The following is a 25,711-nucleotide window of genomic DNA, read 5'->3' on the forward strand; positions in this document are numbered from 1 at the left end:
AGCAGTTGTTTGCTACCAAGTATCTGCTTTATCTGCCGACGGAGGAAGAGTTGATTGCCGAGATAGAGCGCGAGAAGAGGCTGATTGAGAAGCACTTAAGTCAAAAGAAGACAAGTGACTCTTATTAGCCCCCCAACCCAAAACATGAAAACACTCCTAAAAAACGAAAAGCTAATTCTCCGGCATGAACCCGGTAAGGGTGCGTGGACGTATCATTTGGTGATACCGGGAACGAAAGACATTCGGGGGAGCTGGGGTGAAATGAAGGTATCGGGTACCATTGACGGTTATGAGTTCGAAAACTTGAACCTCGCGCCGGTTACGGATGCGGATAAAATGATTTCTGTGAATGGCACCATTAGAAAAGCCATTAACAAAGGTGGCGGCGATGAAGTGGTGGTGACCATGTACAAGAATTCAGACAATAAACTGAGCTCAAAAGATCAGTTGCTTGATCTGTTTGAAGATGCCGGGATTTTGAAGAAATTCAAAGCTCTGCCGGATGAGGAGCAGGAAGAAATTATGAATACAATTCTCTCACAACCAAATGAAAGCAGGCAGGAACAAAAGATCATGGCTGTTGTGAAAAAGTTATCGTAGTATGAGCGACTTTTTCTTCATTCACGTGGCTCGAAAACTGGTTTAATAAAATCTTCAATTTAGGGTCAATGAAAGTTTTGCAAAACGGTTTGTCAGGGTTTTGGTAGTAGTAATCCAGATATTGCTCATTGTTCAATTTGAAGTTTTTGAAGGGAATCACTTTTGTAATAATTGGATCCTCGAATTGCTTCTGTAACATTCTAATAGCCTCTTTTGCTGGGATTACCTGATCGTCATTGAAAGTATAAACTGCGGATCGGTACTTCGATCGCATGGAATGTTCGGACGTGCAGCTGTGCGTGTGAAGGTGAACTTCAATGAGGTTTTCCAGGGAAATCATATCGGGATTAAATTCAACAATTACTGCTTCTGAAAATCCGGCTGAATCATTGTCCGCCTCAATCCAGCCCTGACTTACCTGGATCACGCCTTTCAACGATTGAAATATTGCCTCGGTACACCAATGGCAGCTCCCTCCCAACCCGATTTTGTTTGCAGCAGACATTCAATTTGGCTTTTCACAAGTTCAACGTCAGCGAAACACAAAATGTTACAAGGCCACGATATCTGCGGATGCGAATACCACCTTTGTTTTTCTTAGTTTTGCAAGATGAGCGATCAACTTAAACTCACGGGTTTTAAAGTTTACAAAACAAATAGCAAATCAGGCGGATACAGTTATAGCCGCAAGGATTTCTATAAGATCAATATTACAACTGGCCGGTTTCTGTTCAACTATGCCGAACGGAGTATTGAAACGGAGGATACCTTTTTGTTTTTCGGAAATCCGCGTATCCCGTATTCCTGCGAACCGAGGTCGGAAGAGCATTATGGATACACCTGCCTGTTCACGGAGGATTTTATGAACCTGAATGAACGCTCGGAAAGTCTGCTACAATCGCCGCTTTTCAAAATTGGCGGAACACCCATTTTTGGTCTCAATGAAACTCAAAAGAAGAAGTTGACAGGGCTATTCGAGGAGATGATCAAAGAGCAGGAAACCGAATATGCATTTAAGGATGAGCTGATTAGAAATTATATGAGCCTGATCATCCACGAGGCGCTGAAAATGCAGCCTTCCGAAAGTAACATCAGGCATAATAATGCCGCAGCGCGGATTACTTCTGTATTTCTCGAACTATTGGAGCGCCAGTTTCCAATTGAAAGTACGGATCAACCGCTCACGTTAAGAACTGCCCAGGACTATGCCGGATACTTATCGGTCCATATTAATTATCTGAACAGCGCGGTGAAAGAAATTACCGGCAAAGCAACATCCACCCTCATCAGCGACAGGATTATCGCCGAAGCGAAAGCTCTTTTGCAACATACAGACTGGAATATAACAGAGATAGCTTACGCGCTTGGATTTGAATACCCCACCTATTTCAACAATTTTTTCAAAAAGAAAACCGGCAGCGTTCCCAAAGCTGTAAGATCCAGCCACCTTTGATTTTCATACTTTTAACTTTGTTTTTCTTTATTTCCGGACTCCGGTTATTATGACTTTTGTATCATGATAACACGACGAAGTTTTTTAAAAAACACAGCACTCACGGGAACAGCGATAACGCTGGCTCCCCTACCCGCTGCATTTGCCTCCGGCAAATCTGAATCAGTTAATAAAGCAACCAACAAAGTAGAACCAAAGATGAAAACACGTGAACTAGGAAGCCTTGAAGTTTCAGAACTCGGCCTGGGCTGCATGAATATGGCCGGAAATTACAATCCACCTGCCGACCACCAGCAGTCTATCAAAACGATCCGAACAGCATTTGAAAATGGTGTCACCTTTTTTGACACTGCCGAAGTTTATGGTCCGTACACGGATGAAATACTTGTGGGAGAAGCGCTTCAACCTTTTCGTGATCAGGTGAAAATTGCTACGAAGTTCGGATTTGCAATTGATGGAACCGTTGCATTGGACAGCCGGCCTAAAAGAATTAAAAAGGTAGTTGAAGAATCCTTGAAGCGCCTGCGAACAGACTACATTGACCTTTATTATCAGCATCGCGTTGATCCGAATGTACCTATTGAGGATGTTGCCGGTACGATTAAAGACCTTATTCAACAAGGGAAGGTTTTACATTTTGGCCTTTCGGAAGCAAGCCCAAGAACGATTCGTCGCGCCCATGCCGTGCAGCCGGTTAGTGCCGTACAATCGGAGTATTCCATGTGGACACGAAATGTTGAATTGAATGGTGTATTGAAAACCTGTGAAGAATTAGGGATCGGCTTTGTGCCGTGGTCGCCGCTAGGATCAGGATTTTTGACGGGAAAGTATGACACTACGACAAAGTTTGATAAGGAAACCGATTTCCGGGCTGGCTTCCCACGCTATTCGAAAGAATTCATGCCATTGAATATGCCTCTGATTGAATGGCTTAAAGGATATGCAGCAAACAAGAATGCTAAACCTTCACAGGTAGCGCTTGCCTGGTTACTTGCAAAAAGTCCAAGTATTGTACCGATTCCCGGTACGCGTTTCGAAGACCACTTATTAGAGAATTTAGGTGCTCAAAACCTTGTTCTGACCCAAAAGGATTTTCAGGATATCGATACCATGTTATCCAAATTTCCTATTTACGGTGAAAGAATGGGTGAAGCACATATGAGCTCGATTGATTATACATTGTAAACAAACGGAAAAAGAGTTAGGCGGCGATTCATTTCATGTGCCGACACTTTTCAGTGCAATATTTGACTTCATCCCAAACCTTTTCCCAATTCTTCTGCCAGGTAAATGGCCTGCCACAGACTACACAAATCTTCTGCGGCAGGTCTTGTTTTTTCACTCCCTTCATTTTACACTTCTGTGAGTGATCAACTATTATTTGGACTTAGTAACTTACGAAAAGCTGCGGGCGTAAGACCGGTTTTCTAATGCGTACGCTCGCGCAGATTTTGTATCTATGTATCCGATGTTATTTTATCAAAAGCCATGATGAACGCAGCCCCGCTTACCCGACTCGATATTGCTGAACTTACCCGGGCGGTAACAGACAGCTATGCAAATTTTACAGTAGCTGAGTTGAATGACCATGTTGTGAGACTAAGTGTAATGACCGAAAGTTATTACTGGCATTACCATCCCAATTCGGACGAGACGTTCCTGACCGTTGAAGGTGTATTAATCATTGATTTAGAAACAGAAAGCATTGAATTACTTCCTGGTCAGCTTTTTACAATTCCCAAAAACATCGTCCACCGAACCCGTCCTAAGGGAGAACGTTCAGTAAACCTGACAATGGAATATTCCAAACTCGAAACGGTCGTTACCGATCCTGCTGCGACCAATTCCTAACACAATTGCCCGGTAACATACATCGCGACGCCTGTAAGATATCTAAGCACTTCCCGGGAGATTTACATAAATTGCCTTTTTAACCAAACACCCTTTCCAAATGACACATACTACCTCCAATCCCAAGATCCACGAAGGCCGCAATCTCAAAAGATTTCGGGAAATGCTCGCGATCAAACAAGACGCGCTCGCATTCGAACTAGGCGAAGATTGGAACCAACAAAAAGTCTCGCTGCTAGAACAGAGGGAAAAGATTGACTCCGATATTTTGGAGCAGGTTGCGGCGATTTTGAAGATTCCTGCGGAGGCAATTCGGAATTTTGATGAGGAGCAGGCTGTGAATATTATTGCAAATACATTTGATAAGGTCGAAAACTCCTTCAATTTCGGCACCTTCCATTTACATCCAGTAGAAAAGATTATTCAACTTCATGAGGAGAAGATTGCTTTGTATGAGCGGATGTTGAAGGAGAAGGATGAGATGATGGGGCGGTTGGAGCGGTTGACTGGGGGGCGGTAAATAGGTGAACCGCAAAGCTCCGGAGGAGCAACCTGTTTCTAGAAATCAATGATAATAATTTGTTGGGCCCCGGCGGGGCCTCCTGTGAATTTGCGATTAATCAGGAGGCCCCGCTGGGGCCTTTGCCATAAAACTGATATCGTTGTTCTAGAAACAGGAAGCCGCTCTGCGGCTTTACAATTCGAGACAAGTAATAGGGAGAGAATGCCTTAGACGTTGGCTTTATAGGTTATCATAAACAGGAGCATTGCTATGATTTTGATTGATCCCGCCCATCCAGGCGAAGTTATCCGCGAAACGCTTGACGGAATTTATGCGGAAACAGGAAAAAGACTCACCGTTGAGCAGGTGGCCGCAATATTGGGAACAACCAGGAAAACCCTGTCCGCAATTATCAATGGAGAATCTGCGGTGTCACCCGAAATGGCAATTCGTTTGGGCGCTGCGTTCCCTAACACGGATGCCGAGTTTTGGTTAGCTGTACAACCTCAATGCTGATTCTTTTTTTGCTTTAATTTGTTACCTTAGTCAGCAAAGATTTATTAAAGAAGACTAAAATATTGACCATGATTGCGACCAAGCCAAATATTCATAGACTCACCCAGGGACTAAGAAAGGCTGTATCTACTACGGCAACAGGAAAAGTCGTAAAAGACCAGAAGGATCTGGTTTCCTCCATCAGCCTGGCGATTAATAAGTTACAAGACAGCCTGACAAGAAAGACTGCAAGCGCCAAAACCGTCAGCACCTACCTCGCCGAACTTACTTGGGTTGACATTTCGGATGAAAAAGTAAAAGAGACCATCGTCGGATTACTCGACTCCTCCCAAATTTGGTATGATTTGGAGTTGGAATACATTGAAACGATTCAACCTGTAATTAAAAATGGGATTGCAGCAAGGGAGTTCAAGGCATACAAAGAATCAATTGAAGAATTAGGTGAAGCGATTTCTGATCTAAGATCCGCAGTAATTACATTGCCTAACTCCAAAGAATTCAATGATGCAATGAATGAGCTTTCAAATCTTTTATGAGAATATTCTGCACCGTTGAGTTTGAGAAAATATTCAAAAAGCTTAGCAAGAAGAATGCGTACAGAGATTTGGAAAAAGAAATTGTCGATTATTTCTTCGCAGAAAAAATAGATTTCTCAGGTGGCAAACGTTTAGGAGGCCATGCCGAAAATCCATATATCAAAAAGCGTTTAGGAGGATCTGGCGGATACCGCACCTATTTTTACGTTATCGTAAAAGGCGATAACCTGTATTTACTGTTCCTCCATCCAAAAACCGGCCCCGACGGATCACCAAATATAACCGACGACGCCAAAACACAACTTCTTAAAGACTTGATTTCAGATATTAAATTGGGGAGATTTCTGTTGGTCACGAGGCATGAAAGTAAGAGGCAGTTGATATTTAGGGCTGTTCAGTAATATTTGTTCCAAAAAACACGGATAAGCTTTAAATTTTGTGACGCTCATGGTGCTTTGATAAATGAGTTGCAATGTCATCGATTAGTTGCTGGAAATTCATTCTAATTCTATGTTAATGGCCGTTCCAAACGACAGCCGATTACAGGTGAGACTGTCGAAATGGACATAGAATATGTTGATGACCTTGGATACCGATATTCACAAAAAATCCGCAGCAGAGTTGGTGAAAATGTCGCTCTCCAACGAATCCAATATTTGGAATAGACAAAATCAAATTAGCGCACCCGCCACTTTATCAACTCCACATTTAGCACTCCTCAATCCGCACAATCTTTGCGACTGCTTGGTCTCCCCAACTTATTTAAAGGTAGCGCTCCACACCGCCCACATCCTTACATTAGTTGCGCTTCTCCTCTCAAATATTAGCTTAAATATTCAAAGCAAACGCTACGCGTCCATTAAGCGGTAATGCTCACATTTGCCCCTTTTACTGAATGCCTTTAACCTGAACAAAGTAACTTTCAACATTCATCATCCTATGAAAAGAAACGCATTCATTGGCAGTATGGCTGTCATTAGTTCACTTCCTGCCATTGTATTTGCGAAGGCAGCGGCATTGAGGGGAATGATCGAAAAAGTATTTAAGACGAAGGCTGGTGAAGGACGGAAGCATGGTCACATTCAGTTAAAGGGGGTCAATGCGAATGTGTTGGATGTGAAGGTTTCGGGTAGTGATACGGATGGTGGTTTTGCGATTTTTGAGCAAACTTCACTCAGTCAGGGCCGCGGAACGCCGCTACATGTGCACCCGGGCCAGGATGAAGTTTTTTATGTGCTTGAAGGCGCTTATGAATTCCTTATTGATAAGGAAAGATTTAGTCTGACCGTCGGTGAGAGCATCTTTCTGCCGCGAGCCGTTCCCCACGCCTGGACCCAGGCATCGGCCAAAGGCAAAATGCTGGTAACATTGCAGCCAGCTGGGAAGTTAGAAGATTTTTTCTTGCAAATGGCAGCGCTGACACACGATCCTACGCCTCAGGAAATTGCCAAAATATTTGAACAAAACGAAATGAAGGTGGTAGGACCACCGTTGAAACTGGATTGAAAGTTGCGTTTTTCTGGGGACAATTAAGTTTTGCTATTAATCAATAATCGCAGTAGATCGGGTTAATTAAACGTGTGTTAAATTCCTGTTTCGAGGCGAGTGGATATTCTGAGGAGTAAGGATTTATACCTGCGATTAAGCGCAAAATGCAATTACGGCAACTTCCCTGACTCGTTCATTGATGCACCAGAGGTCAGTTTGAGGTTGCTGTTACATAAGATTGCCGTTCGTTTCTTAATTTATCCTGCAGTTCCGCAATCGCTTTCTTTTTGTTTTGCCTGATCTGGGCGAGCAAGGGTTTTGGACCGCCGTCTGGGTTGTACCGGGACCCCCACTCAAGCACCTCCACCATGACCGGCACCAGCTCGATTCCTTTGTCCGTGATCAGATACAGGAAACTGGATGCGTTTTTGGGTGAAACTACTTTGGAAACTATTCCTTCCTCCAATAGCGTGTTCAGCTTTTCGGTCAATACGGCAGAGGATATCTTCTCCGCTGATGCGCGAAACTCCAGAAAAGAGTTTTTGCCGTTAAACATCAGGTCACGCAGGATCAGCAGCATCCATTTATCACCGAAAATTTCCACCGAAAAGTTGATGGGGCAGGTTGATCTTCTCTCCATTGTTTTCATAATATCATTACCGAAAGCAGTTTGTTTTTAAAACTACTTTCAGCTACATTTGCAGTTCATAAAACAGACTACAAAAGTAGCAAAAATTTAATTATGGACTTCACAGACAAAAACGTCATTATCACAGGCGCAACATCGGGAATCGGACTCGCAACGGCAAAAGCATTCATTAACGCAGGTGCTAATGTGTGGGTTACCGGAAGAAACGCCGAAAATTTACAAAAGGCAAGCGCGCAAATAAACAGCCCCAGATTGACCACTGTTGTATCTGATACTTCAAAACTTGCAGAGATTTCTGTTCTGGAACAAGCATTTGCGGAGAGTGGAAATAAACTGGACGTTCTCTTTCTGAATGCAGCGATCGGCGTATTTGAGCCGATAGAAAAAGTCACCGAGGAAAATTTTGACGCACAGTTCACCACCAATGTAAAAGGGCATTTTTTCACACTGCAAAAACTACTTCCGCATCTGGCAGAGGGAGCATCGGTCATTTTTACATCTTCATCGGCTGCGACCGCCGCCACCCTGGGAACGAGCGTATATTCCGCGACCAAAGGAGCGCTGACTAAAATTGCTCAAATCGCTGCTAATGAGCTGGCAACCCGGAAAATCCGCGTAAATACCGTGAGTCCAGGCCCAATTGCCACACCCGGTCTGGATAGCGTCTTACCCCAGGACGCACAAGCATTCGTAGCTACTACCACCGCATTGCAAAGGCTCGGCCATCCCGACGAAATTGCAAAAACAGTACTGTTTCTGGCTTCTGATGCCGCAAGCTTTATTTCAGGAACAGATATCGTAGCTGACGGTGGTTATCACACCTATGCATTGAAATAACTTCATGCTTTACAAGCGCCGGTCTGGTTATGAAATAGTTACGCAGCTATCTCCTCTAAAACGCCAGGGATTCAGGTCGACATTTATCGCATTGCAGGTATAAAAGTCTCTCAGCACAAGCTGGGGGACTTTTTTGCTTAAAATCCTGGAAACTAACCTTATCCAACCGATGTTGAACCGAAAGAGTAATAAAAGATTTTACATTGGATTTTACCGAAAAACGCGGATTTTTGGTGACCGCCAGTAAGTCAGCGCGTTTTTAAAAATAATAATAATGGAACCGACGATTATTGATGTAATCCAAGATGCACCATACGGTCTCCAGAAAATCGACTCTTCCATATCATTCAGAAATTTTATCAACTTTCTGGAAGAGAAAGCAGGGCGGGAACAAACAGTCAAAAAAACATTCTTCTCCATGGTGCTGGACCGGCTTCGGTCGAATCCGGCTTTCTCGGCGGACATTGATATCAACAATATTGCAGATTTCAGAGAAGAACTAAGTTTGGTTTACGGCATGCTGATGCCGCCCGTTACGAATGAAGATGAAGTTTTTTGGGCGTTAAGTACACCTGTGAGCCCGGTCGTATTTTACGGCACATCCGGTTTTTACAAGCTGATGACAGACAATTCTGGCAATGTCAGATGCGAGATTGCGGATAAAACCGCGATCAATGTGAAGCAGAAAATGAAAAAGCTGTACTCGTTTATCCTTGAACGGCTTTACCAATTTCCACCGCTGCACGAGAGCGACCTGATCATTGCGCTGAACGACGAAAAGACCGGACTGAAACGATATTACCGTGCAAATCTGGACACCCGGTTTGCAGACGTATATGCTAAGGAGAGTCTTCCTGAACTTGATCGGGAAGAGATCCGGAAGGAGTTGCAGGAGTCCAACGATATTGATGTGCTAAGCCGGGTGCTTCCGTTAAACATGTTCCGGTTCGAAGGTTTTTCGGTCATTGTATTTACCGATGTAACAGCCGAACATGCAGTTGACAACATCAAAAGCGCGATTCTTGGCCGCGCTTCCTACGACGCAAATACCTATTTCAGCAACGTTACCAATGCGCTGAAAATGCTCGCCTGCAATTCGGACATTGATTTTGGATTGTTGCCCGTGCTGCGTGTGAACAATAAGCTTGTGTTCGACCGGAGTACTGTGCTTTTCAGTAAGCTGATGACCGCGGCACTTCAGGACAATGAGGCGGAAGATATGTATCTGTCTATGGCTAACCAGTATTTCCAGGCGCCTAAGGTGCTGTTTATGCGAAATCTGGCGCTGGAAGACGAAAGCAAGATGGATTTCATCCGCATACTCAAAGCCGATGGCGTGGAATCTTATGCTTTGCTACCCGTATATTACGATAACAAGGCTATTGGAGTGCTCGAAGTTTACTCCAAATCAAATACAGCGATCGATGAGCGTGTGCTGGCGAGGCTCGATGCCGCACTTCCTTTCATCGGCCAAATGATGAAATATTACATTGATGAGTTCAATGTGGGAATCGACAATGTGATCAGGGAGAAATTTACGTCTTTGCAGCCTGCCGTACAATGGCGGTTCCGCGAAACGGCCTGGCATTACCTCCGCGACAAATCGCTCAAAATGCCTTCTTCTACCATTGAAACGATTCAATTCCGTAACGTATATCCGCTTTATGGTGCCATTGATATCCGGAATTCGACATTGGAAAGAAATGCCGCGCTAAGGGACGATTTGCACTTACAATTTGATTTATTGATAGAAACCTTTACGATTTTAAAGCAGAAACTGGGTTTCGGGCTCGCCGATGAGATGATCTACAAATGCAAAAAATGGATCGAAGAAATCGACAATGATTCTACGGACAGCGATGAGATGCGTGTGCGGGATTTCCTGGAATACGAGGCACATCCTTTTTTGTTACATTTTAAGGAAGCACGGGCTTTTCAATCGGCCTCTGGCGTGGCGGATGATGAAAATGAGGAACTGGCGGATGTTATCGATAAATATTTCGAAATAACAGACGAACATACCGGGGCTGCTTATTCCAACAGACGCGCGCTCGAAGCTTCTATGCAAACGGTCAATTCATCTGTAAACCTGTATCTGGATCTTTTCAGAAAGGAAATTCAACAGTCTTATCCCTGCTATTTTGAGAAGTTCAGGACGGATGGCATTGAATATGATATCTATATCGGTCAGTCTATTGAGCCGGAAAAGAAGTTTAGTGAACTGTATCTCAAAAACATACGGCTCTGGCAACTGACTTCGATGGCGGCCATTTCAAAAATCACAAATTCGCTTATTCCGCAGATGGAAAAACCGCTGCAAACCACGCAGTTGATTTTCATTCATTCCAGCAGCATTGACATTAGTTTCCGCGATGATGAGCGGCGTTTCGATGTAGAAGGCGCGTACAACATTCGTTATCAGGTTATTAAAAAGCGTATCGATAAAGTACACATCAAAGGAAGTGGCGAGCGCCTTACGCAGCCAGGGAAAATAGCGCTCGTGTATTTCAATACTAAATCCGCCGATGAATATGTCGGGTATATCCGGTATTTACAGGAGAAAAAAACTTTAAAAGACGATTTGGAATTCCTTGATCTGGAAGAATTACAGGGCGTTACGGGATTAAAGGCGCTCCGGGTTGGGGTTAACCTCGACTCAGAGTGGCTCTGATACAATATTGAATGCAGCATTAAACTGAACTTCTATGAATTACAACCATCGGCTTGACAAGGTGCGGCATTATGTCCATCATTTCTTTGGCAAAAAAGAACTGGCGCAACTCAGTTACCATAACCTGGTGCATACCGAAGCCGTTGTATCGAATGCAGTCAAAATTGCCAATCATTACCGTTTGGAGGATAAGGAAACTTTCATCGTCGTCACCGCCGCCTGGTTCCATGACACGGGTTACAGCACCGGCGAGGCGGCAGGTCACGAACAGCGCGGAGCTTCACTTGCAACCGAATTTTTGCGATCCGAAGCATTGGATGAAAGTGTGATAGCAGAAGTAGAAGGGTGTATTCTGGCGACTATATGGCCGCAAAATCCCAAGAATTTCTTGCAGCAGGTGGTTTGTGACGCGGACCTTTTTCATTTCGGAACACCCGAGTTTTCGGATTGGAACAAGCTCGTGCGCAAAGAAGCAGAGCAGCGTTCCGGCAAAAAAATGGACAAAGCGGAATGGCGAAAAAGCACCATTGCATTGCTGGAATCCCACACTTTCCAAACCGACTACTGCCGTGATTTGCTGGACAAGCAGAAGCGCAAGAACATTGAAAAGCTGAAAGAAAAGGAGCTCGAATCATCGACCGTTGAACCGGTTGTTGAAACCGTTACGGAAACATTTACTCCCGCAACCGCGCCGGAAATCTCAGACATTAAAAAGATAAAGAACGACCGACCGGACAAAGGCATTGAAACCATGTTCCGGATCAGTTCCAATAACCATCAGAGGTTGAGCGATATGGCTGACAATAAGGCGCATATCATGATCACAACCACATCCATCATCATTTCCGTCCTGCTTAGCGTTCTCATCCGGAAGCTGGAAGACAACACTTACCTGATCATTCCTACCATACTTCTGCTAACGATTTGCATGATCACAATGGTGTTTTCCATCCTTTCAACACGCCCGACGATCCCGCATGGAACATTCACGCAGGAGGATATTGATACGAAAAATGTGAACCTGCTGTTTTTTGGAAATTTTTACCGGATGTCGTTTACCGACTATTCCAACGGCATGCAGCGCATGATGAATGACCGCGAGTTTTTATACGGGAGTTTGACCAAAGATGTTTATTCCCAGGGCGTTGTGCTTGGCCGGAAATATCGGTTGCTGCGCATTGCCTACAATGTATTTATGTTCGGTATAGTCGTGTCCGTCATCGCCTTCGTGGTTGCCTCCGCACTTTTTGAACATTGATCAATGATGGTTCTCAACCGTGCTATCAGCTGGCTTTCCTTTAATGGGCGTGTTTTGCAAGAGGCGGCCCGCCGGCAGAATCAGCAGACATATCGGACTAAACGTATTAAAATATGACGACATTCTTACAGCAGATCAGTTTGCTGGCTTTGCTGACTTTGGGCGGGTGCGACTCTACAAAGAAGGAGCAGGTAGTTTACAAAGATTACGATCTGGGCAAGCCGGATAAATTCAACATGCCGGAAAGTCTCTTCGAGATCTCGGGCATTACCCTAAATCAAGGCAATCCGGACACTGTTTACGCGATCCAGGACGAAGACGGGCGGCTTTACCGCCTGGGCTGGGACGAGCCGAAGCAGCTGAATGTTAAGTTTTCCAAAAAAGGGGATTACGAGGATGTTACCATTATCAAAAACAATGTCTATGTCCTGAAAAGCAATGGCGTCATTTATAATTTTCCATTGACAGAAGCGGTTTTTGAGGAAGTGGAGCAGATCAGGGAGATAAAGAAAATATTACCGAAAGGAGAATATGAAGGCATGTTTGGCGACGAAACTTCCGGCAAAATTTACATTCTCTGCAAAAACTGCGAACAGGATAATGCCAAGCGCAGCATTACGGGCTACATTATTGAGCCGAACAAAGATTCTTCACAGATTGCTGGTCAGTTTTCCATCAATGTGGAGGAGATCAAAGCGATTACCGGGAAAGTAGAACGCGGTTTCCGGCCGTCGGGTTTGGCCAAAAATCCGTTGACAAACGACTTTTATATCATCTCGGCTGTCAACAAGCTCATGGTCGTAACGGACAGTCAATGGAAGGTAAAAGAGGCTTATGCGCTGAATGGGAACCAGTTTATCCAGCCCGAGGGTATTGCTTTCGATAAACAGGGAAATCTCTACATTTCCAATGAAGGTGACGATCTGTTTTCGGGCAGCATTTTAAAGTTTAAAAAAATCAGCCGATGAATCGCGTGTTGCGGGTTATCATTTTTTCTGTTCTGCTGGCTGGTGCTTTTTCATGTGCCAGCTATAAAACCCAATTTTCAAAAGAAGCAGTTAACTGGGAGCAGGACGCGCCGGCCCCGGATCTGGTTTTGAAACACACTATGTATCTCATCGGCGATGCCGGAAATGACTCTCCCGAAAGCCGCGCTCCGGTTTTGGAGTATCTCAAAAGAAAGCTGGAAACAGAGTCGAAGAACAGCTCTGCCTTGTTTTTGGGAGACAATATTTACGAATACGGCATGCCGCCGTCAGAGGATTCGGCGGATCGGAAAGTGGCCGAGTTCAGGATCATTTCCCAGCTCGAAACACTCGACAAATTCAAAGGAACGCCCATTTTCATGCCCGGCAATCACGACTGGCGCGGCTGGGGCGTGAAGGGTTTGAAACGCCAGGAAAAATTTGTTGATAAATATATCAATGAAAAGCGCGGTGTCACGGACAAGGAAGATTACGAAAATTATTTTCTGCCCTTAGACGGCTGCTCAGGCCCGGAAGTGATCGAACTGAATGACAATGTGGTGGTTATCGTTGTGGATTCACAATGGTGGCTTACGGATTGGGATAAGGATTCAAAGATCAATGATGGCTGCGAGATCAAAAACAGGGAACAGTTCCGGTTTATTTTTGAAAACGTGGTTCGTAAATACCGCAATAAAAATGTGGTCTTCGCTATGCACCATCCGCCTTACACCTACGGGCCGCACGGGGGAAGATTTACCATTAAGCAACATATTTTTCCTTTAACAGAGCTTAATCCTGACCTATGGATCCCTCTGCCGGTTCTGGGCAGTATCAGCGCCATATTCCGCGCAACGATCGGCTCGAAGCAGGATGTTGCCAACAAGCATTACAAAGACTTGCGCACCGCTGTGATGGCAGGGGCGAAAAAGAATGGAAAATTCATTTTTGCCAGCGGCCATGAGCATGCATTGCAATTTATTGAAAACGATGATCAGGAATTCATTGTCAGTGGAAGCGGGAGTAAGAATAGCCCGGTAAGCCTTGGTAAGGGCTCGCAGTTTGCTTCATCCAGGCTCGGTTATTCAACCATTGATTTTTATGAAGGCGGCGAGGCTTGGACCAATTTCTGGGAAGTAAGCGCAGATGGTAAAGAGGCAAAGCTGGTTTTTCGAAAAAAAATTAAGGATAAGCAACCCATTGAATTGCCAGATTCGACCATCGCATTTACAGAATACAACCAGCATAATGATTCCACAAGCCGGTATGTGACCAGCAATGAGGTGAAACCTGTGGGCCGATTTCATGATTTTCTGTTAGGCCGGCACAACAGAGATCTTTACATTCGAAAATATACATTCCCCGTTTTAGACCTGAGCAAATACAAAGGTGGCGTCACGGCCGTCAAACAAGGCGGCGGTAACCAGACCAATTCCCTGCGCTTGCGGGACAATGATGGGAAGGAATATGCATTGCGCGGCCTGACCAAAGACGTGAGCCGGTTTTTGCCATTTCCATTCAATCAAATGATCGCTGCGAAATATCTGGTCGAGGATAACTTCCTGTCAACCAATCCTTTTGCGCCGCTCTGCATGCCTGTGTTAGCGGATGCGGTGAAAGTTTACCACACCAATCCGAAGTTATATTATGTCCCGGCTCAACCTGGGCTGGCGACTTACAACGCGCTTTTCGGTGGCACAATGAATTTGCTTGAAGAACGGCCGGACGGAAAACGATGGAAGCAGGCCGCTTTTTTTGGGAATCCTGATAAAATCGTGAGCACGCCCGAACTGGTAGAAAGCATGTTGGAAAATGGTAAGCATAAGGTGGATGAAGCATGGGCGATCCGGACCCGCCTCTTCGATTTTGTCGTGGGTGACTGGGACAGGCATGATGATCAATGGGCGTGGTCATCGGTGAAGCAGCCGGATGGGACAACATTATACCGCCCGATCCCGAGAGACCGTGACCAGGCGTTTTCCATGTATGATGGCGTGCTAACCGGCGTTGCGCGGCTGACATTGCCATTTCTGCGTCAGCTTCAAAGTTTTAGTCCCGAAATCCAGAGTATGAAATGGACCACATGGAGCGCCCGGCTTTTTGACAGAACATTCCTGACCCGGCTTACGTGGCAGCAATGGGAAGAACAAGCAAAATTCATCCAGCTCAACCTGACCGACGAGGTCATCCATAACGCTTTTGCCAGCTGGCCTGAGGAAGCCAGAAAAATATCCTCGCCTGCATTGATCCGCAACATAATAAGCCGCCGGGATAACCTGCTTAAAATAGCCCGCACGCATTATGAATTTGTAAGTGAAAATGTAAATGTGATAGGCACGGAAGAAGAAGAACGGATTGTGGTGGAAAGGCTTGATGAGAGCCGGACCAAAGTATCCGTTTACGAAACAGGAAAAGACCGCCATATCAAGCATTTAAACTACGAGCGCATTTTTGACGCGGATGTCACCAGGACGATCAATGTTTATGGCAATGGCGATGATGACGAATTCATCGTAAAAGGAGATGCAAATAAGGGCATTCAGGTAAGATTGATCGGCGGATTGGGAACGGATGTGTTTGCGGATAGCACGAAAGCGGGCGCGGGAAAGAAAAAAACGCTGGTTTACGACGATCTTCGCAACAACACAGTCGTTTCCGGTGCTGACATAAAGGACAAACGCACAAACCTTTACCGGTACAATGTCTATGACAGGCGAAGCGCCGACAGCAACTACGACATTGCCATCCCCGCACCCATTCTGGGCGTCAACCCGGACGATGGTCTTTTGCTCGGTGCAAGCGCTACCTGGATGCGTTATGGATTCAAAAAAGAGCCTTATGCCTCATTACATGCCTTTGGGGCCAGTTATGCATTTGCTACCAAAGGCTTCAAGGTCGATTATACCGGTGATTTTATCAATGCTTTCAAGAAGTTTGATTTTTATCTGGACACTTATTATCACGGGCCAACCTATGCATTCAACTACGCAGGATTAGGAAATGATACGGAAAGGCCGGTTGATGATCCGGATTTTTACCGGGTACGACAAAGCTTTTTACACATTTATCCTGCATTAAAAAAACGGTTCGGAGGTACTTCGGGCTTCATTACGCTTGGCCCAACCTTTGAGCTGTCAGACATCCAGCCAACGGGCGGAAGGTTTATTACAAGTGCGGAAAACGAATTGTCCGATGATGTTTTTGAAACAAAAATGTTTGCAGGCGGCAAGTTTCAACTTGATTTTAATAGTGTTGACAACATTTTTGCACCGCACACGGGTATCCGTTTCAATGCCGGCTTCAACTGGACGACCAACCTGGATAACAAGAATAACTTCGGCTCATTCCGTGCGAAATTCGCCTACTATACCAGCCTCGATGCCAGAGAAAACATTATTCTGGCAACGCAAGTAGGAACCGGGCTGATCTTTGGGGACAGTTATGAATTTTTCCAAATGCCCACATTAGGGGGGAAACAGGGCTTACGGGGCTATCGTACGGAGCGATTTTACGGGCACAGCAGCATCTGGCATGATACCGACCTTCGTATCCGGCTGGGGAGCAGCTATAACCCGACGTTACCCCTTACTTACGGCGTTTTTGGTAGCTTTGATTATGGCCGTGTCTGGCTGGACGATGAGGAATCAAAATCTTTGCATTATAACTATGGAGGCGGGGTCTGGTTTGCGCCGGTTGATATTCTCACATTCGCGGTAGGGGCCTTTATACCCAAAGAAAAAAAAGAAGAAAAGCCGCGGATCGCGTTTCAGATCGGTTTTTGGTTCTGAAATTCTAAGAAATATTTTCGGATCTAATATCAGAATCGGCCGTGCGCGCCGGTCTGCATTACTATCACGCCGTTTCATACCGAAACGCTGAATAGCAAATATTTGCTATTGTGCACCGTGTGTAGTTTAGTGTTTTTTGTATAAAAGACCTTAACTACGTTCGGATGAAAACCATAAAATTCTACTTCACATTCTTTTTATTCCTCGTGTGCCTGGCCGGCGGTAGCAGCCTTTATGCACAAACGTATTGCGCTTCTGCGGGTGTTAATGGCCAAAGTATATTTAATGTAACGATTGGCACTTTAAACAATTCTTCGAACTGTAATCTAACGGGTGGCAACGGGTCTGTTTTGAATGATTATGCAAATTATACCGAGCTGGCCGCTCCGGATCTTTTCCAACTAGCGCCTCATCCTTTTTCTATCGGCATCGGTAGTTGTAGAAATTACGGACAATCCACGACATCGATCTGGATTGATTATAACCATGACGGAGCTTTTGATGGGGAGGGTGAACTCGTATATCGCTCAGCTGGATTTTTCAACCCGTCTTATACGGTATCAGGTTCAATCGTTATTCCTCAGACCGCCCTGCCAGGCCCAACCCGGATGCGGGTTATCAACTCCAATGAATCGAATGTAAGTCCTTGCGGAGATTATAGCGGAGGTGAAACAGAAGATTACACAATAAATATTCTAAGTACAGTTGCGTGCACTGGCCAGCCTGCACCGGGAAATACCGTAGCAAGTGAATCCGTTACCTGCTTCAATCGCACCATTGATTTGTCGTTTTCATCCGCTTCCGCACTCAACAGTGTCGATGCTGCCGGCTTCACTTACCAATGGTTTAACAATGCGGGTCCGATTTCCGGTGCGACCAACCCGACATACACGGCAACCATTACAAACGCAGACAATTTTTATTGTGAAGTCACCTGTACTGTGAGTGGCCAAATTGGTCAATCAACTCCGGTTTCCATTAGTTTAAAACCGTTTGATCAATGCTATTGTGCATCTGTCGCTGCCAGTGCCGCGGGGCTGGACATTTTCAATGTAACAGCAGGGACGCTCAATAACACTTCTGACCTTTCCGCGGCAGGCGGCCCCGGATCAGTTACAAACAGATATGCCGATTATACCACGGTGGTGTCATCGCCGGTCTTTAATCAGTTGGCGGCAATTCCACTTTCCGTGCAAATAGGTGAGAATACCGGTCTTGCCGCCACTTCTGTCTGGATCGATTACAATCAGAACGGCATTTTTGAAGCTCCCGACGAAAGAGTATATCAAACAACAACGCCAACTTCCGGAAACCAAACGCTTACCGGCTCTTTTATCATTCCATCCAGTGCGTCGACGGGCACAACCCGTATGCGGGTCATTACAAATGCTGGTCAAAATCCGGTAGGCTCTGCCTGCGATAGTTATGATCAGGGCGAAACGGAAGATTATCTGGTCAGCATCGAGCTGCCGCTGGTGTGCAGCGGCGCCCCGGCACAAAGCAATACAATCGCTACACAAGAGCAGGATTGCGCGGAAGGAAGGTATACATTTTTGCTGAGCCCTGCTGTGACGACGATCGGCAATACGTTTCAATGGTATAATAACGAAGGACCCATTGCCGGCGCAACAGGCGAGACTTATTCTGCAAAAATTACAAGAGAAGATGCTTATTACTGTGATGTATCATGCTCCAACGGCGAAACAACGACGAGATCGATCCCGGTTTCTGTTGCTCCCTGCTACTGCAAATCTTACGCTCGGGACCCAGAGGGACTAGATATTAATAATGTGACAGTAGGGACGCTCAACAATTCAACCACCTCTTTTCAGCTTGGTGGGCCGGGATCTGTGTCGGGTGCTTATTCTGATTTCACAACCCTTGTGGATGCGCCTGTCTTTAATCAATCAGCCACGATTCCATTTTCAATATCCGCTGGCGGAAGCGCTTTTTTCTTTAATACTATGATCTGGATTGACTACAACCGCAATGGTTCCTTTGAAAGTCCGGACGAATTGATATTTCAAGGACGGGGTGAGGGGAGTCTTACTGCCACGGGCTCATTTTTAATCCCTAAAAACGCACCCACAGGTACTACCCGTATGCGAATCATTTCCGCCCAGAACGCCGGTCAAAGTCTGTTTACTTCTCCGTGCGGAGACTATTTTAAAGGAGAAACAGAAGATTATCTGATCAACATTGTACCGCCACCATCTTGTAGTGGCACTCCTGCCCAAACAACTACTATTGCGACCCAAAACCTGGTTTGCCCCGAAGTAAGTTTTACTTTTTCGCTGAGTCCGATCATTACAACGGGCGACAACACTTATCAATGGTACAATGATGCCGGTCCCATTGCCGGTGCTACCGACGATACCTACACAACCACCATCACCGGTCCCGACAATTTTTATTGCGCTGTAACTTGTCCAACCGGCGAAAGCACAACCCTATCAACACCCGTGGCTGTTCAGAGTCCTTATCTTTATTGTGCCTGTACTTCCATTTCAGAAGATGCTAACTCTGCCGACATTGCCAATGTGACGATAGGCGAATTAAACAACTCCTCGAATTGTGGGCAAACCGGCGGACCTGGCTCAGTGCTGAGTCGGTACTCGGATTACACCCGGGTGATTGCCGCCACTAACCTTACAGCAGGTAACACCATTCCGATCTCTGTATCAATGACTTCTTGTGGTCGATTTACTATGAGTTCGACATCTGTATGGATTGATTTTAATCATAATGGAAGTTTTGATGCACCGGGGGAAAGAGTTTTTTCCTCACCAGATAACCTTGGGGCCGAATACACTTTGACAGGTTCCGCTTCCATACCGGAAGGCGCGCTGCCTGGCCTGACACGCATGAGAGTCATATCCGGGAGCGGAGATATCATTAATTCTGCTTGCGCAGGCTATGTACGGGGCGAAACGGAAGATTATTTTGTGAATATCTTGCCCTCGGCATGTAGCGGCAATATCACACTCCCGACAACTGCAACAACAACTACACAAAACGTCGCGACGACGCCTTTGGTAGCTAACGAATGTGAATACATTGCCAAAGTAGTGCCCGGAGAAGGTTTCACGGAGGCTACGATCAAAAGCTGGCTCGAAACAACACCGCCTTTTAACTATGTGCCACGGCATTACGAGATTACACCGGCCACCAACGCAGGCACAGCAACAGGCACGGTCACTTTGTACTTCTCTCAAGCCGATTTCGACGTCTATAATGCAACGATCAATGCTGGCCTGCTACCAACCGGCCCGGATGATGCCGCGGGTATTGCCAACTTCCAGATCGTTAAATTTTCAGGAACCAGTGAGACAGGCCTGAACTATCCGGGACCACCAAAACCTATTCCGGGCGCGGGAAATTCATGGAATACGGGAGCATATACTTTTGTCTGGAACGCAACTAATTCCATCTGGGAAGTAACATTCCCTGTAACAGGATTCAGCGGCTTTATTGCGAAATCAATTGGTCAACCTTTACCAGTTACACTGATTTCTTTCACGGGCAAAACCGTAGAAAAAAGTAATGAACTAACGTGGAAAACCAGCTCCGAAGTCAATTTCAGTCATTTTGAGATCCAAAGGAGCGTGAATGCGAAAACCTTTGAGAAAATAGGTGAGCTGGCATCGGATCAACTTAGAACTTACACTTTCGTGGATCCTAATGCACCTTTCGGAAAAGTATATTATCGCCTGAAAATGATAGATCTGGACACGAAATACAGCTTTTCAAAAATAATTTCATTGGAAGGCAACACGGAAAACGCAGTGGTCGGCAACATTTATCCTAACCCAGGTACTGGCAAAGTATATATTGAAATCAATGCATTGACCAAGGGAACCTGGAACATAAGCAGTTACGATTTGTCAGGCAAACTAATATCGCAGAAAAGTAAGATTCTGAAAGCCGGGTCGAATATCATTACGATTGACAAGCTGTCTCCCGGTCTAAACATTTTGAAGTTTGACAACGGAAGTATTTCCGAAATCAGGAAAGTTGTAAAAGAGTAGCGAAAGCCTGACGATTACGCAACATGGATTATCCTTACGTAGGCGAAATCAAGCTATTCGCCGGGAAATTCGCTCCTGATGGTTGGATGTTCTGCGATGGGAAGCTGCTTCCTATCGCAGAAAACCATTTCCTTTTTCACGTGCTGGGAACCACTTACGGCGGCGACGGACAGGCCACATTCGGCCTGCCCGATCTTCGGGGTGAGATGCCGGTGCACCAGGACGAGGGACCAGGCGGAGGGGAAAGGCCTTTTCACAACAGCGAGCCCTACCTGTACGTCAATTACATTATTTCACTCTACGGCATATACGCGCCAAAAAGTTAAAGTGATGAGAGAACCATTTCTGGCAGAAATAAAATTTATTCCCGCGCGTAAACTGCCCGAAGGATGGGCCTGGTGCGACGGCCGCGAAATGCGCATTGCGGAACATCCTGCCCTATTTGAACTGCTGGGCACAACTTTCGGAGGAGACGGACAATCAACTTTTGCGCTGCCTAACCTGGCGGGCCGCAAGCCCGTGCAGATCGAATTGCATGCAGAAATGCTTGTAATGGCTAATCAGTCGTCGCGCCCATTGGGACTCGAACGCAAGGTTCAGCAGCAATATGTCAGGCCAACTTATGAATCAACCCATTTTTGTATTGCTTTAAAAGGCATTTTCCCCGTGAGTAACACAGTTCCCGGCGTTACACCAACCTCTCCCTGATCGCCAGACTCACCGCCTCGGTAGCGCTATTGACATAAAGCTTATCATAGATGTTGCGGATGTGGTTATTCACCGTATTGTACGCAATGTCACATTCTGCGGCGATTAATTTATAGCTATAACCTTTAACCAAAAATCCTAAAATGTGCTTTTCACGCTCCGTGAGATGGTAGTCCTTCTTGCTGGCTGCATCAGCCGAAAAGTAACGCAGTACCTTGGTTGCAATGCTGCCGGTCATCGGCGCGCCGCCTTCAAGCGCTTCCCGTAAGCTTTCAATGAATCTTTCTGGGCTTGTTTTTTTGAGCAAATATCCGTTTGCGCCGGCTTGCAGACTACCAAAAATCCTTTCGTCTTCCTCAAAGTTTGTCTGGATGATCACAGGCAATGCACCGAAATGTCTCCTGATCAGGATGGTTGCGTCTATGCCGTTTATTCCGGGCATATCAATATCCATGAGCACCAGGTCGGGCTTCGATTCGGTAATGTTCGCTAAAAGATTGTTGGCATTGGGAAAGGTGCCCGTGCACACAAAACCATCCGAAAGATTGAGCAGCATGGACACACTGTTTAACCTCTCCTGATTGTCGTCGAAAATAATGATCCTTGATGCCATAGGGTACATTAACAGCATTTAATACGATATTGAAATTTCATGCTGCAAAATTAACAATCGAATTTTTTCTACAATATAGCAAATACTAGTCATCCTTATTTGGTCAGATCATCAATGTAATAGTAGTGCCATTGTCAATAGCTGCGTGGATCGTAAGCTGCCCCTTCATCTGTGCCGCACGCTGATGCATATTGGCGAGCCCATTCCCTTTTTTAATAAACTCCGGATCAAAACCCTTTCCATTGTCTTTGATAGTTAGCTTAATACGACCATCTTCGCGGGTCGTCAATACCTCCACAATACTCGCATTCGAATATTTAGCAGCATTGTTCATCGCTTCTTTGAAGATCAAATACAGGTTTTTTCGCGTCTGCATATCCAGTTTCAGGTTCTGGATCTGGCTATCCGCCTCAAAGCGAAAAGCAAAGCCTTTGGAATCTGCCAACGTACTGCCGAATTGAAACATACGTGCAAACACGTCCTCGATCTGGTCGCTGCCTGCTTTTACACTCCATACGATATCACTAAGTCCTTCCTGGACCTGCTGGGCATTATCCTTAATTTTCTGGACCACCTGCTGATGTTCAGTTTTCTCCATTTGCATCAGCAAAGCCTGGCTGTAAAACGTAATGCTGCTTAGCGTGCTCCCGATCTCATCATGCATATCCGCGCTGATCCCGTTACGGATCTTTTGAATATCCATAATCTGCCGGAGCCGGTATTGGTAAAATAGGTAAATCAAGGAACCCACGGCAAGTATACTAAGAACGAAAAACCAGACTGATCTGTACCAGGGCGTAAGTACCCGGACCGGTGACTGCCATTCCTGGCTACTCCAATCGGCGCCTCCCACAGAAACCTGCACTTTAAGCGTGTAATTTCCGGGCGGCAGGCTATTGAAGAGTAGTTTATTGCCACTTTCAAACATTTGCCAGCGATCGTCCCCCCACCCTTCCAGCTTGTAGCGAAACCGGTTCAATGTGGTGTTCTGATAATCCGGACTCATAAATGCAAAGGCAAAAAGACGGTCGCCGGGGTTGAAAACGATCTGTTGGCCAGCCGGATGCGTAATGATCGTGTCCGTCTTATTTCGACTGGCATCGAATTTCGAATAGGAAATAAGTTGTAATGCGCTCTCTTTATTGGAGCTCAAATCAAGCTGCTCCGGATTGAATGCAACAACGCCATTCAGGCCACCAAAATAAAGTGTACCGTCTCTCGATTTCAGATAAGACCCGTGATTGAATTCCATGTGCGGCAACCCGTCCGACATTCCGTAGTTGTGAAATTTTCTGGTTCTTGTATTAAAACGCGACAAACCTTTATTGGTACTCAGCCAAAGATTTCCCTGTTCGTCGGGCAGGGCCGCGTAGATATTGTTGTCAGGCAGGCCGTCATGCGTGGTGAAGAGCTGCGTTTTTTTACTGTTCACGTCAATGCGGATCAGTCCCTGCCCGGTTGCTGCCCACAATACATTTTCATAAAATACTGTGTGAAAGATCTGTAAAGCGGGCAGTTTGATCTTATCCCCCGCCGCCTGTCCATAATGTTCATAAATGCTGGCATCCTGGTTCAGCACATATAAGCCATTTGTGGTACTCACTAAAACACGATTTTGCTTCCATGCCATGAAGTTGTTCACACGTTCATTTTTGATATAACGACCGGCTTTGTCATTTAGCAGAACAGGTTTGAGATCCCGCGTGCCAATAATGCCCATTCCACCCCAGGTACCTGTCCAGAATGTAGAATCATTGAGCTTGTAAAAAGAGGTAAAACCACGTCCGCTCACAAACGGAAAATCCACCTCGGTGTAAGCCTCGTTCTCCGGGTCAATTTTGATGAACTCTATCCCATCTGTTACTGCATAAACTTCGTTTTTGGTGAAAAGCACCTTATAAGGGATTACCATGTTTTTTGAAGTTTTGTTACGACTGTGCAGCGGCATATGTCTGCTCCTGTGGGCCACGGGGTCAATCTGATGAAGCAGATATTGCAGACCATCCCGGTTATAACCATAAGAACAAACCCAGATCATTCCCGAATTATCCTCAGTAATGCCCCTGACGCTGCTGCCGATATCACCCGACTTTTCCAGCGGGACACTCATGTACCTTCTGAAAAGTTCTTCGGTGAGCGTCACTTTTATAAGACCATCCACCCCTGAGACCCAAAAACTGCCATCCGTGCTCAAACAGGTGCCAAAGAAGAAGATATCTGCACCCGATTTCTGTAAAAGGCGGGTTGTCAGGTTTGTAAACTGCCCGGTCTTTTGATTTAAAAAACCAATCTCTCTGGAAGATTTATACCACTTGTAATTTCCCTTATCCGCATAAACCAAATCGGGGGCAACCGGGGAATCAATGTCGGTAAGCGGGCCAAAAATTCTCGCTCCGAGCGCGTATGAGCGCATCCGGAATTGCTTACCCATTCTTTGCTTGTAATATATCAGCAATGAATCGGCACCTGACTGCACAACACCGAAGACACTGAAATCCCGCGGATCCATATCTTTTGCGAACAGCTTGGTCCGGTTGACAAGATTTGCTTTTGCATCAATTTCGTCCAGAAAAATACTGTCGCTGAATGCATATCTCCTGTTTTTTGCGTCCAGAAATAATCTATTAACCTGGCTTCCAATAGCAGCGGGATGTCCGGCGTCGGCTGGCGGCGTGTAGAGAGCGACCGGGGCATGATCCTTATTGATTTTAATTAGCTTACCGCGTGGTATCGACACCCAGGCATTTTGATCACTGTCAAAGAAAATATCCAGATGCTGTTTTGAATCAACACTTTTAAAGACAATAGAAGGTTTAATGGTTTTGCAGGTCAGTTCAAGTGGATTAACAATGCTCACGCCGATGTTATGTGCCACCCAGATTTCCCCGTTGGGCCCCGTCTTGATCTGGTTGATCAGCGTCCCGCCGCCGATGGAGCGGGTAAGCATAACAGTAAAATTCTGGAAATTATACCCATCATAACGCCAAAGTTCCTGACCGGTAGCCACCCACATAAATCCCCGGCCATCCTGTGCCAGCGAACGTGTATTCCGGCTGGGTAAACCCTGCTCAGGGCCAAATAACTGAATATTCACACGCGTTTGCGGCGCCTGCGCATTGCAGATATTTGTAAAAATCAGAAATATGAAAGGTAACAGGCGACACGACCGGGAAAGTATACAAGATACATTCAACTTGAACTGCAAAAGTCTGCGCTGCATGAAGAGACAGGAAGTGTTGGTAAGACGG

The 25,711-nt window shown here is 45.7% G+C and carries 23 protein-coding genes; 18 read left to right on the plus strand and 5 right to left on the minus strand.

Annotated features, from left to right (window positions below):
- Positions 1-144 precede the first annotated feature (144 nt).
- Complete coding sequence (locus tag KOD92_RS03655; protein WP_215232149.1) at positions 145-600, plus strand: DUF1905 domain-containing protein; 456 nt, start codon at positions 145-147, stop codon at positions 598-600.
- Here KOD92_RS03655 and KOD92_RS03660 read toward each other — a convergent pair.
- A complete protein-coding gene (locus KOD92_RS03660; RefSeq protein WP_215232150.1) occupies positions 572-1,105 on the minus strand; it encodes a peptide-methionine (S)-S-oxide reductase in 534 nt (177 codons plus the stop codon). The genes KOD92_RS03655 and KOD92_RS03660 overlap by 29 nt on opposite strands.
- Before the next feature lie 105 nt (positions 1,106-1,210).
- Between KOD92_RS03660 and KOD92_RS03665 the strand changes: the two genes are divergently transcribed.
- Both KOD92_RS03665 and KOD92_RS03670 read left to right on the plus strand, forming a co-directional pair.
- Positions 1,211-2,053, plus strand: coding sequence for a helix-turn-helix domain-containing protein (locus tag KOD92_RS03665; RefSeq protein ID WP_215232151.1), 843 nt, complete (start codon positions 1,211-1,213; stop codon positions 2,051-2,053).
- Between the two features lie 63 nt (positions 2,054-2,116).
- Positions 2,117-3,238: an aldo/keto reductase gene (locus KOD92_RS03670; RefSeq protein ID WP_215232152.1), complete on the plus strand. Its 1,122-nt coding sequence runs from the start codon at positions 2,117-2,119 to the stop codon at positions 3,236-3,238.
- Between the two features lie 28 nt (positions 3,239-3,266).
- Here KOD92_RS03670 and KOD92_RS03675 read toward each other — a convergent pair whose 3' ends face one another.
- Positions 3,267-3,404, minus strand: coding sequence for a DUF2256 domain-containing protein (locus KOD92_RS03675; RefSeq protein WP_215232153.1), 138 nt, complete (start codon positions 3,402-3,404; stop codon positions 3,267-3,269).
- Between the two features lie 137 nt (positions 3,405-3,541).
- On the opposite strand from KOD92_RS03675, the gene KOD92_RS03680 reads away from it, so the two are divergent.
- The 6 genes from KOD92_RS03680 (at position 3,542) to KOD92_RS03705 (ending at position 6,964) form a co-directional block, all read left to right on the plus strand.
- A complete protein-coding gene (locus KOD92_RS03680) occupies positions 3,542-3,904 on the plus strand; it encodes a cupin domain-containing protein (protein WP_229254504.1) in 363 nt (120 codons plus the stop codon).
- Positions 3,905-4,004: 100 nt separating this feature from the next.
- Positions 4,005-4,424 (plus strand): helix-turn-helix domain-containing protein, encoded by a 420-nt coding sequence (locus KOD92_RS03685; RefSeq protein WP_215232154.1) that lies wholly within the window; start codon positions 4,005-4,007, stop codon positions 4,422-4,424.
- A gap of 252 nt (positions 4,425-4,676) precedes the next feature.
- Complete coding sequence (locus tag KOD92_RS03690; protein WP_215232155.1) at positions 4,677-4,922, plus strand: HigA family addiction module antitoxin; 246 nt, start codon at positions 4,677-4,679, stop codon at positions 4,920-4,922.
- Positions 4,923-4,990: 68 nt separating this feature from the next.
- Entirely contained in the window at positions 4,991-5,458 is a 468-nt protein-coding gene (locus KOD92_RS03695) for a hypothetical protein (RefSeq protein WP_215232156.1), read from the plus strand.
- Complete coding sequence (locus tag KOD92_RS03700; protein WP_215232157.1) at positions 5,455-5,859, plus strand: type II toxin-antitoxin system RelE/ParE family toxin; 405 nt, start codon at positions 5,455-5,457, stop codon at positions 5,857-5,859. The genes KOD92_RS03695 and KOD92_RS03700 overlap by 4 nt, the downstream gene beginning before the upstream one ends.
- Before the next feature lie 538 nt (positions 5,860-6,397).
- Positions 6,398-6,964 carry a cupin domain-containing protein gene (locus KOD92_RS03705; protein ID WP_215232158.1) on the plus strand — a complete coding sequence of 189 codons (567 nt, stop codon included), beginning with the start codon at positions 6,398-6,400 and terminating at the stop codon, positions 6,962-6,964.
- Positions 6,965-7,157: 193 nt separating this feature from the next.
- Here the strand turns inward: KOD92_RS03705 and KOD92_RS03710 are convergent, their stop codons facing one another.
- Entirely contained in the window at positions 7,158-7,586 is a 429-nt protein-coding gene (locus KOD92_RS03710; RefSeq protein ID WP_215232159.1) for a winged helix-turn-helix transcriptional regulator, read from the minus strand.
- A gap of 102 nt (positions 7,587-7,688) precedes the next feature.
- Between KOD92_RS03710 and KOD92_RS03715 the strand changes: the two genes are divergently transcribed.
- The 9 genes from KOD92_RS03715 (at position 7,689) to KOD92_RS03755 (ending at position 21,850) form a co-directional block, all read left to right on the plus strand.
- A complete protein-coding gene (locus KOD92_RS03715) occupies positions 7,689-8,432 on the plus strand; it encodes an SDR family oxidoreductase (protein WP_215232160.1) in 744 nt (247 codons plus the stop codon).
- 274 nt (positions 8,433-8,706) lie between these two features.
- Entirely contained in the window at positions 8,707-11,103 is a 2,397-nt protein-coding gene (locus KOD92_RS03720) for a GAF domain-containing protein (protein WP_215232161.1), read from the plus strand.
- Positions 11,104-11,137: 34 nt separating this feature from the next.
- The gene (locus tag KOD92_RS03725) at positions 11,138-12,361 is read left to right on the plus strand and encodes a Pycsar system effector family protein (protein ID WP_215232162.1); all 1,224 of its coding nucleotides are present in this window, start codon (positions 11,138-11,140) and stop codon (positions 12,359-12,361) included.
- 6 nt (positions 12,362-12,367) lie between these two features.
- Positions 12,368-12,478, plus strand: a complete 111-nt coding sequence (locus tag KOD92_RS27660) for a hypothetical protein (RefSeq protein ID WP_406566159.1) — start codon at positions 12,368-12,370, stop codon at positions 12,476-12,478.
- Positions 12,475-13,329: an SdiA-regulated domain-containing protein gene (locus tag KOD92_RS03735; RefSeq protein WP_215232164.1), complete on the plus strand. Its 855-nt coding sequence runs from the start codon at positions 12,475-12,477 to the stop codon at positions 13,327-13,329. Before KOD92_RS27660 ends, KOD92_RS03735 begins: the two co-directional genes overlap by 4 nt.
- Positions 13,326-17,114, plus strand: a complete 3,789-nt coding sequence (locus KOD92_RS03740; RefSeq protein WP_215232165.1) for a metallophosphoesterase — start codon at positions 13,326-13,328, stop codon at positions 17,112-17,114. Before KOD92_RS03735 ends, KOD92_RS03740 begins: the two co-directional genes overlap by 4 nt.
- Before the next feature lie 164 nt (positions 17,115-17,278).
- On the plus strand, positions 17,279-21,142 hold the full coding sequence (locus KOD92_RS03745) for a GEVED domain-containing protein (RefSeq protein ID WP_215232166.1): 3,864 nt from the start codon (positions 17,279-17,281) through the stop codon (positions 21,140-21,142).
- 23 nt (positions 21,143-21,165) lie between these two features.
- Positions 21,166-21,468, plus strand: a complete 303-nt coding sequence (locus tag KOD92_RS03750) for a phage tail protein (protein WP_215232167.1) — start codon at positions 21,166-21,168, stop codon at positions 21,466-21,468.
- A gap of 4 nt (positions 21,469-21,472) precedes the next feature.
- Positions 21,473-21,850: a phage tail protein gene (locus tag KOD92_RS03755; protein WP_215232168.1), complete on the plus strand. Its 378-nt coding sequence runs from the start codon at positions 21,473-21,475 to the stop codon at positions 21,848-21,850.
- Here the strand turns inward: KOD92_RS03755 and KOD92_RS03760 are convergent.
- Together KOD92_RS03760 and KOD92_RS03765 are read right to left on the minus strand one after the other, a co-directional pair.
- The gene (locus KOD92_RS03760; protein WP_215232169.1) at positions 21,831-22,463 is read right to left on the minus strand and encodes a response regulator transcription factor; all 633 of its coding nucleotides are present in this window, start codon (positions 22,461-22,463) and stop codon (positions 21,831-21,833) included. The genes KOD92_RS03755 and KOD92_RS03760 overlap by 20 nt on opposite strands.
- Positions 22,464-22,566: 103 nt before the next feature.
- Entirely contained in the window at positions 22,567-25,683 is a 3,117-nt protein-coding gene (locus tag KOD92_RS03765) for a ligand-binding sensor domain-containing protein (RefSeq protein WP_215232170.1), read from the minus strand.
- Positions 25,684-25,711 lie beyond the last annotated feature (28 nt).

Source organism: Dyadobacter linearis (genome assembly GCF_907165045.1).
GTDB lineage: Bacteria > Bacteroidota > Bacteroidia > Cytophagales > Spirosomataceae > Dyadobacter > Dyadobacter linearis.

What these genes read in the sequence shown, in the direction of transcription:
- KOD92_RS03655 (WP_215232149.1), top strand. Translation starts at nt 145, where the DNA reads ATGAAAACACTCCTAAAAAACGAAAAGCTAATTCTCCGGCATGAACCC.
- KOD92_RS03660 (WP_215232150.1), bottom strand. Translation starts at nt 1,105, where the DNA reads ATGTCTGCTGCAAACAAAATCGGGTTGGGAGGGAGCTGCCATTGGTGT.
- KOD92_RS03665 (WP_215232151.1), top strand. Translation starts at nt 1,211, where the DNA reads ATGAGCGATCAACTTAAACTCACGGGTTTTAAAGTTTACAAAACAAAT.
- KOD92_RS03670 (WP_215232152.1), top strand. Translation starts at nt 2,117, where the DNA reads ATGATAACACGACGAAGTTTTTTAAAAAACACAGCACTCACGGGAACA.
- KOD92_RS03675 (WP_215232153.1), bottom strand. Translation starts at nt 3,404, where the DNA reads ATGAAGGGAGTGAAAAAACAAGACCTGCCGCAGAAGATTTGTGTAGTC.
- KOD92_RS03680 (WP_229254504.1), top strand. Translation starts at nt 3,542, where the DNA reads ATGATGAACGCAGCCCCGCTTACCCGACTCGATATTGCTGAACTTACC.
- KOD92_RS03685 (WP_215232154.1), top strand. Translation starts at nt 4,005, where the DNA reads ATGACACATACTACCTCCAATCCCAAGATCCACGAAGGCCGCAATCTC.
- KOD92_RS03690 (WP_215232155.1), top strand. Translation starts at nt 4,677, where the DNA reads ATGATTTTGATTGATCCCGCCCATCCAGGCGAAGTTATCCGCGAAACG.
- KOD92_RS03695 (WP_215232156.1), top strand. Translation starts at nt 4,991, where the DNA reads ATGATTGCGACCAAGCCAAATATTCATAGACTCACCCAGGGACTAAGA.
- KOD92_RS03700 (WP_215232157.1), top strand. Translation starts at nt 5,455, where the DNA reads ATGAGAATATTCTGCACCGTTGAGTTTGAGAAAATATTCAAAAAGCTT.
- KOD92_RS03705 (WP_215232158.1), top strand. Translation starts at nt 6,398, where the DNA reads ATGAAAAGAAACGCATTCATTGGCAGTATGGCTGTCATTAGTTCACTT.
- KOD92_RS03710 (WP_215232159.1), bottom strand. Translation starts at nt 7,586, where the DNA reads ATGGAGAGAAGATCAACCTGCCCCATCAACTTTTCGGTGGAAATTTTC.
- KOD92_RS03715 (WP_215232160.1), top strand. Translation starts at nt 7,689, where the DNA reads ATGGACTTCACAGACAAAAACGTCATTATCACAGGCGCAACATCGGGA.
- KOD92_RS03720 (WP_215232161.1), top strand. Translation starts at nt 8,707, where the DNA reads ATGGAACCGACGATTATTGATGTAATCCAAGATGCACCATACGGTCTC.
- KOD92_RS03725 (WP_215232162.1), top strand. Translation starts at nt 11,138, where the DNA reads ATGAATTACAACCATCGGCTTGACAAGGTGCGGCATTATGTCCATCAT.
- KOD92_RS27660 (WP_406566159.1), top strand. Translation starts at nt 12,368, where the DNA reads ATGGTTCTCAACCGTGCTATCAGCTGGCTTTCCTTTAATGGGCGTGTT.
- KOD92_RS03735 (WP_215232164.1), top strand. Translation starts at nt 12,475, where the DNA reads ATGACGACATTCTTACAGCAGATCAGTTTGCTGGCTTTGCTGACTTTG.
- KOD92_RS03740 (WP_215232165.1), top strand. Translation starts at nt 13,326, where the DNA reads ATGAATCGCGTGTTGCGGGTTATCATTTTTTCTGTTCTGCTGGCTGGT.
- KOD92_RS03745 (WP_215232166.1), top strand. Translation starts at nt 17,279, where the DNA reads ATGAAAACCATAAAATTCTACTTCACATTCTTTTTATTCCTCGTGTGC.
- KOD92_RS03750 (WP_215232167.1), top strand. Translation starts at nt 21,166, where the DNA reads ATGGATTATCCTTACGTAGGCGAAATCAAGCTATTCGCCGGGAAATTC.
- KOD92_RS03755 (WP_215232168.1), top strand. Translation starts at nt 21,473, where the DNA reads ATGAGAGAACCATTTCTGGCAGAAATAAAATTTATTCCCGCGCGTAAA.
- KOD92_RS03760 (WP_215232169.1), bottom strand. Translation starts at nt 22,463, where the DNA reads ATGGCATCAAGGATCATTATTTTCGACGACAATCAGGAGAGGTTAAAC.
- KOD92_RS03765 (WP_215232170.1), bottom strand. Translation starts at nt 25,683, where the DNA reads ATGCAGCGCAGACTTTTGCAGTTCAAGTTGAATGTATCTTGTATACTT.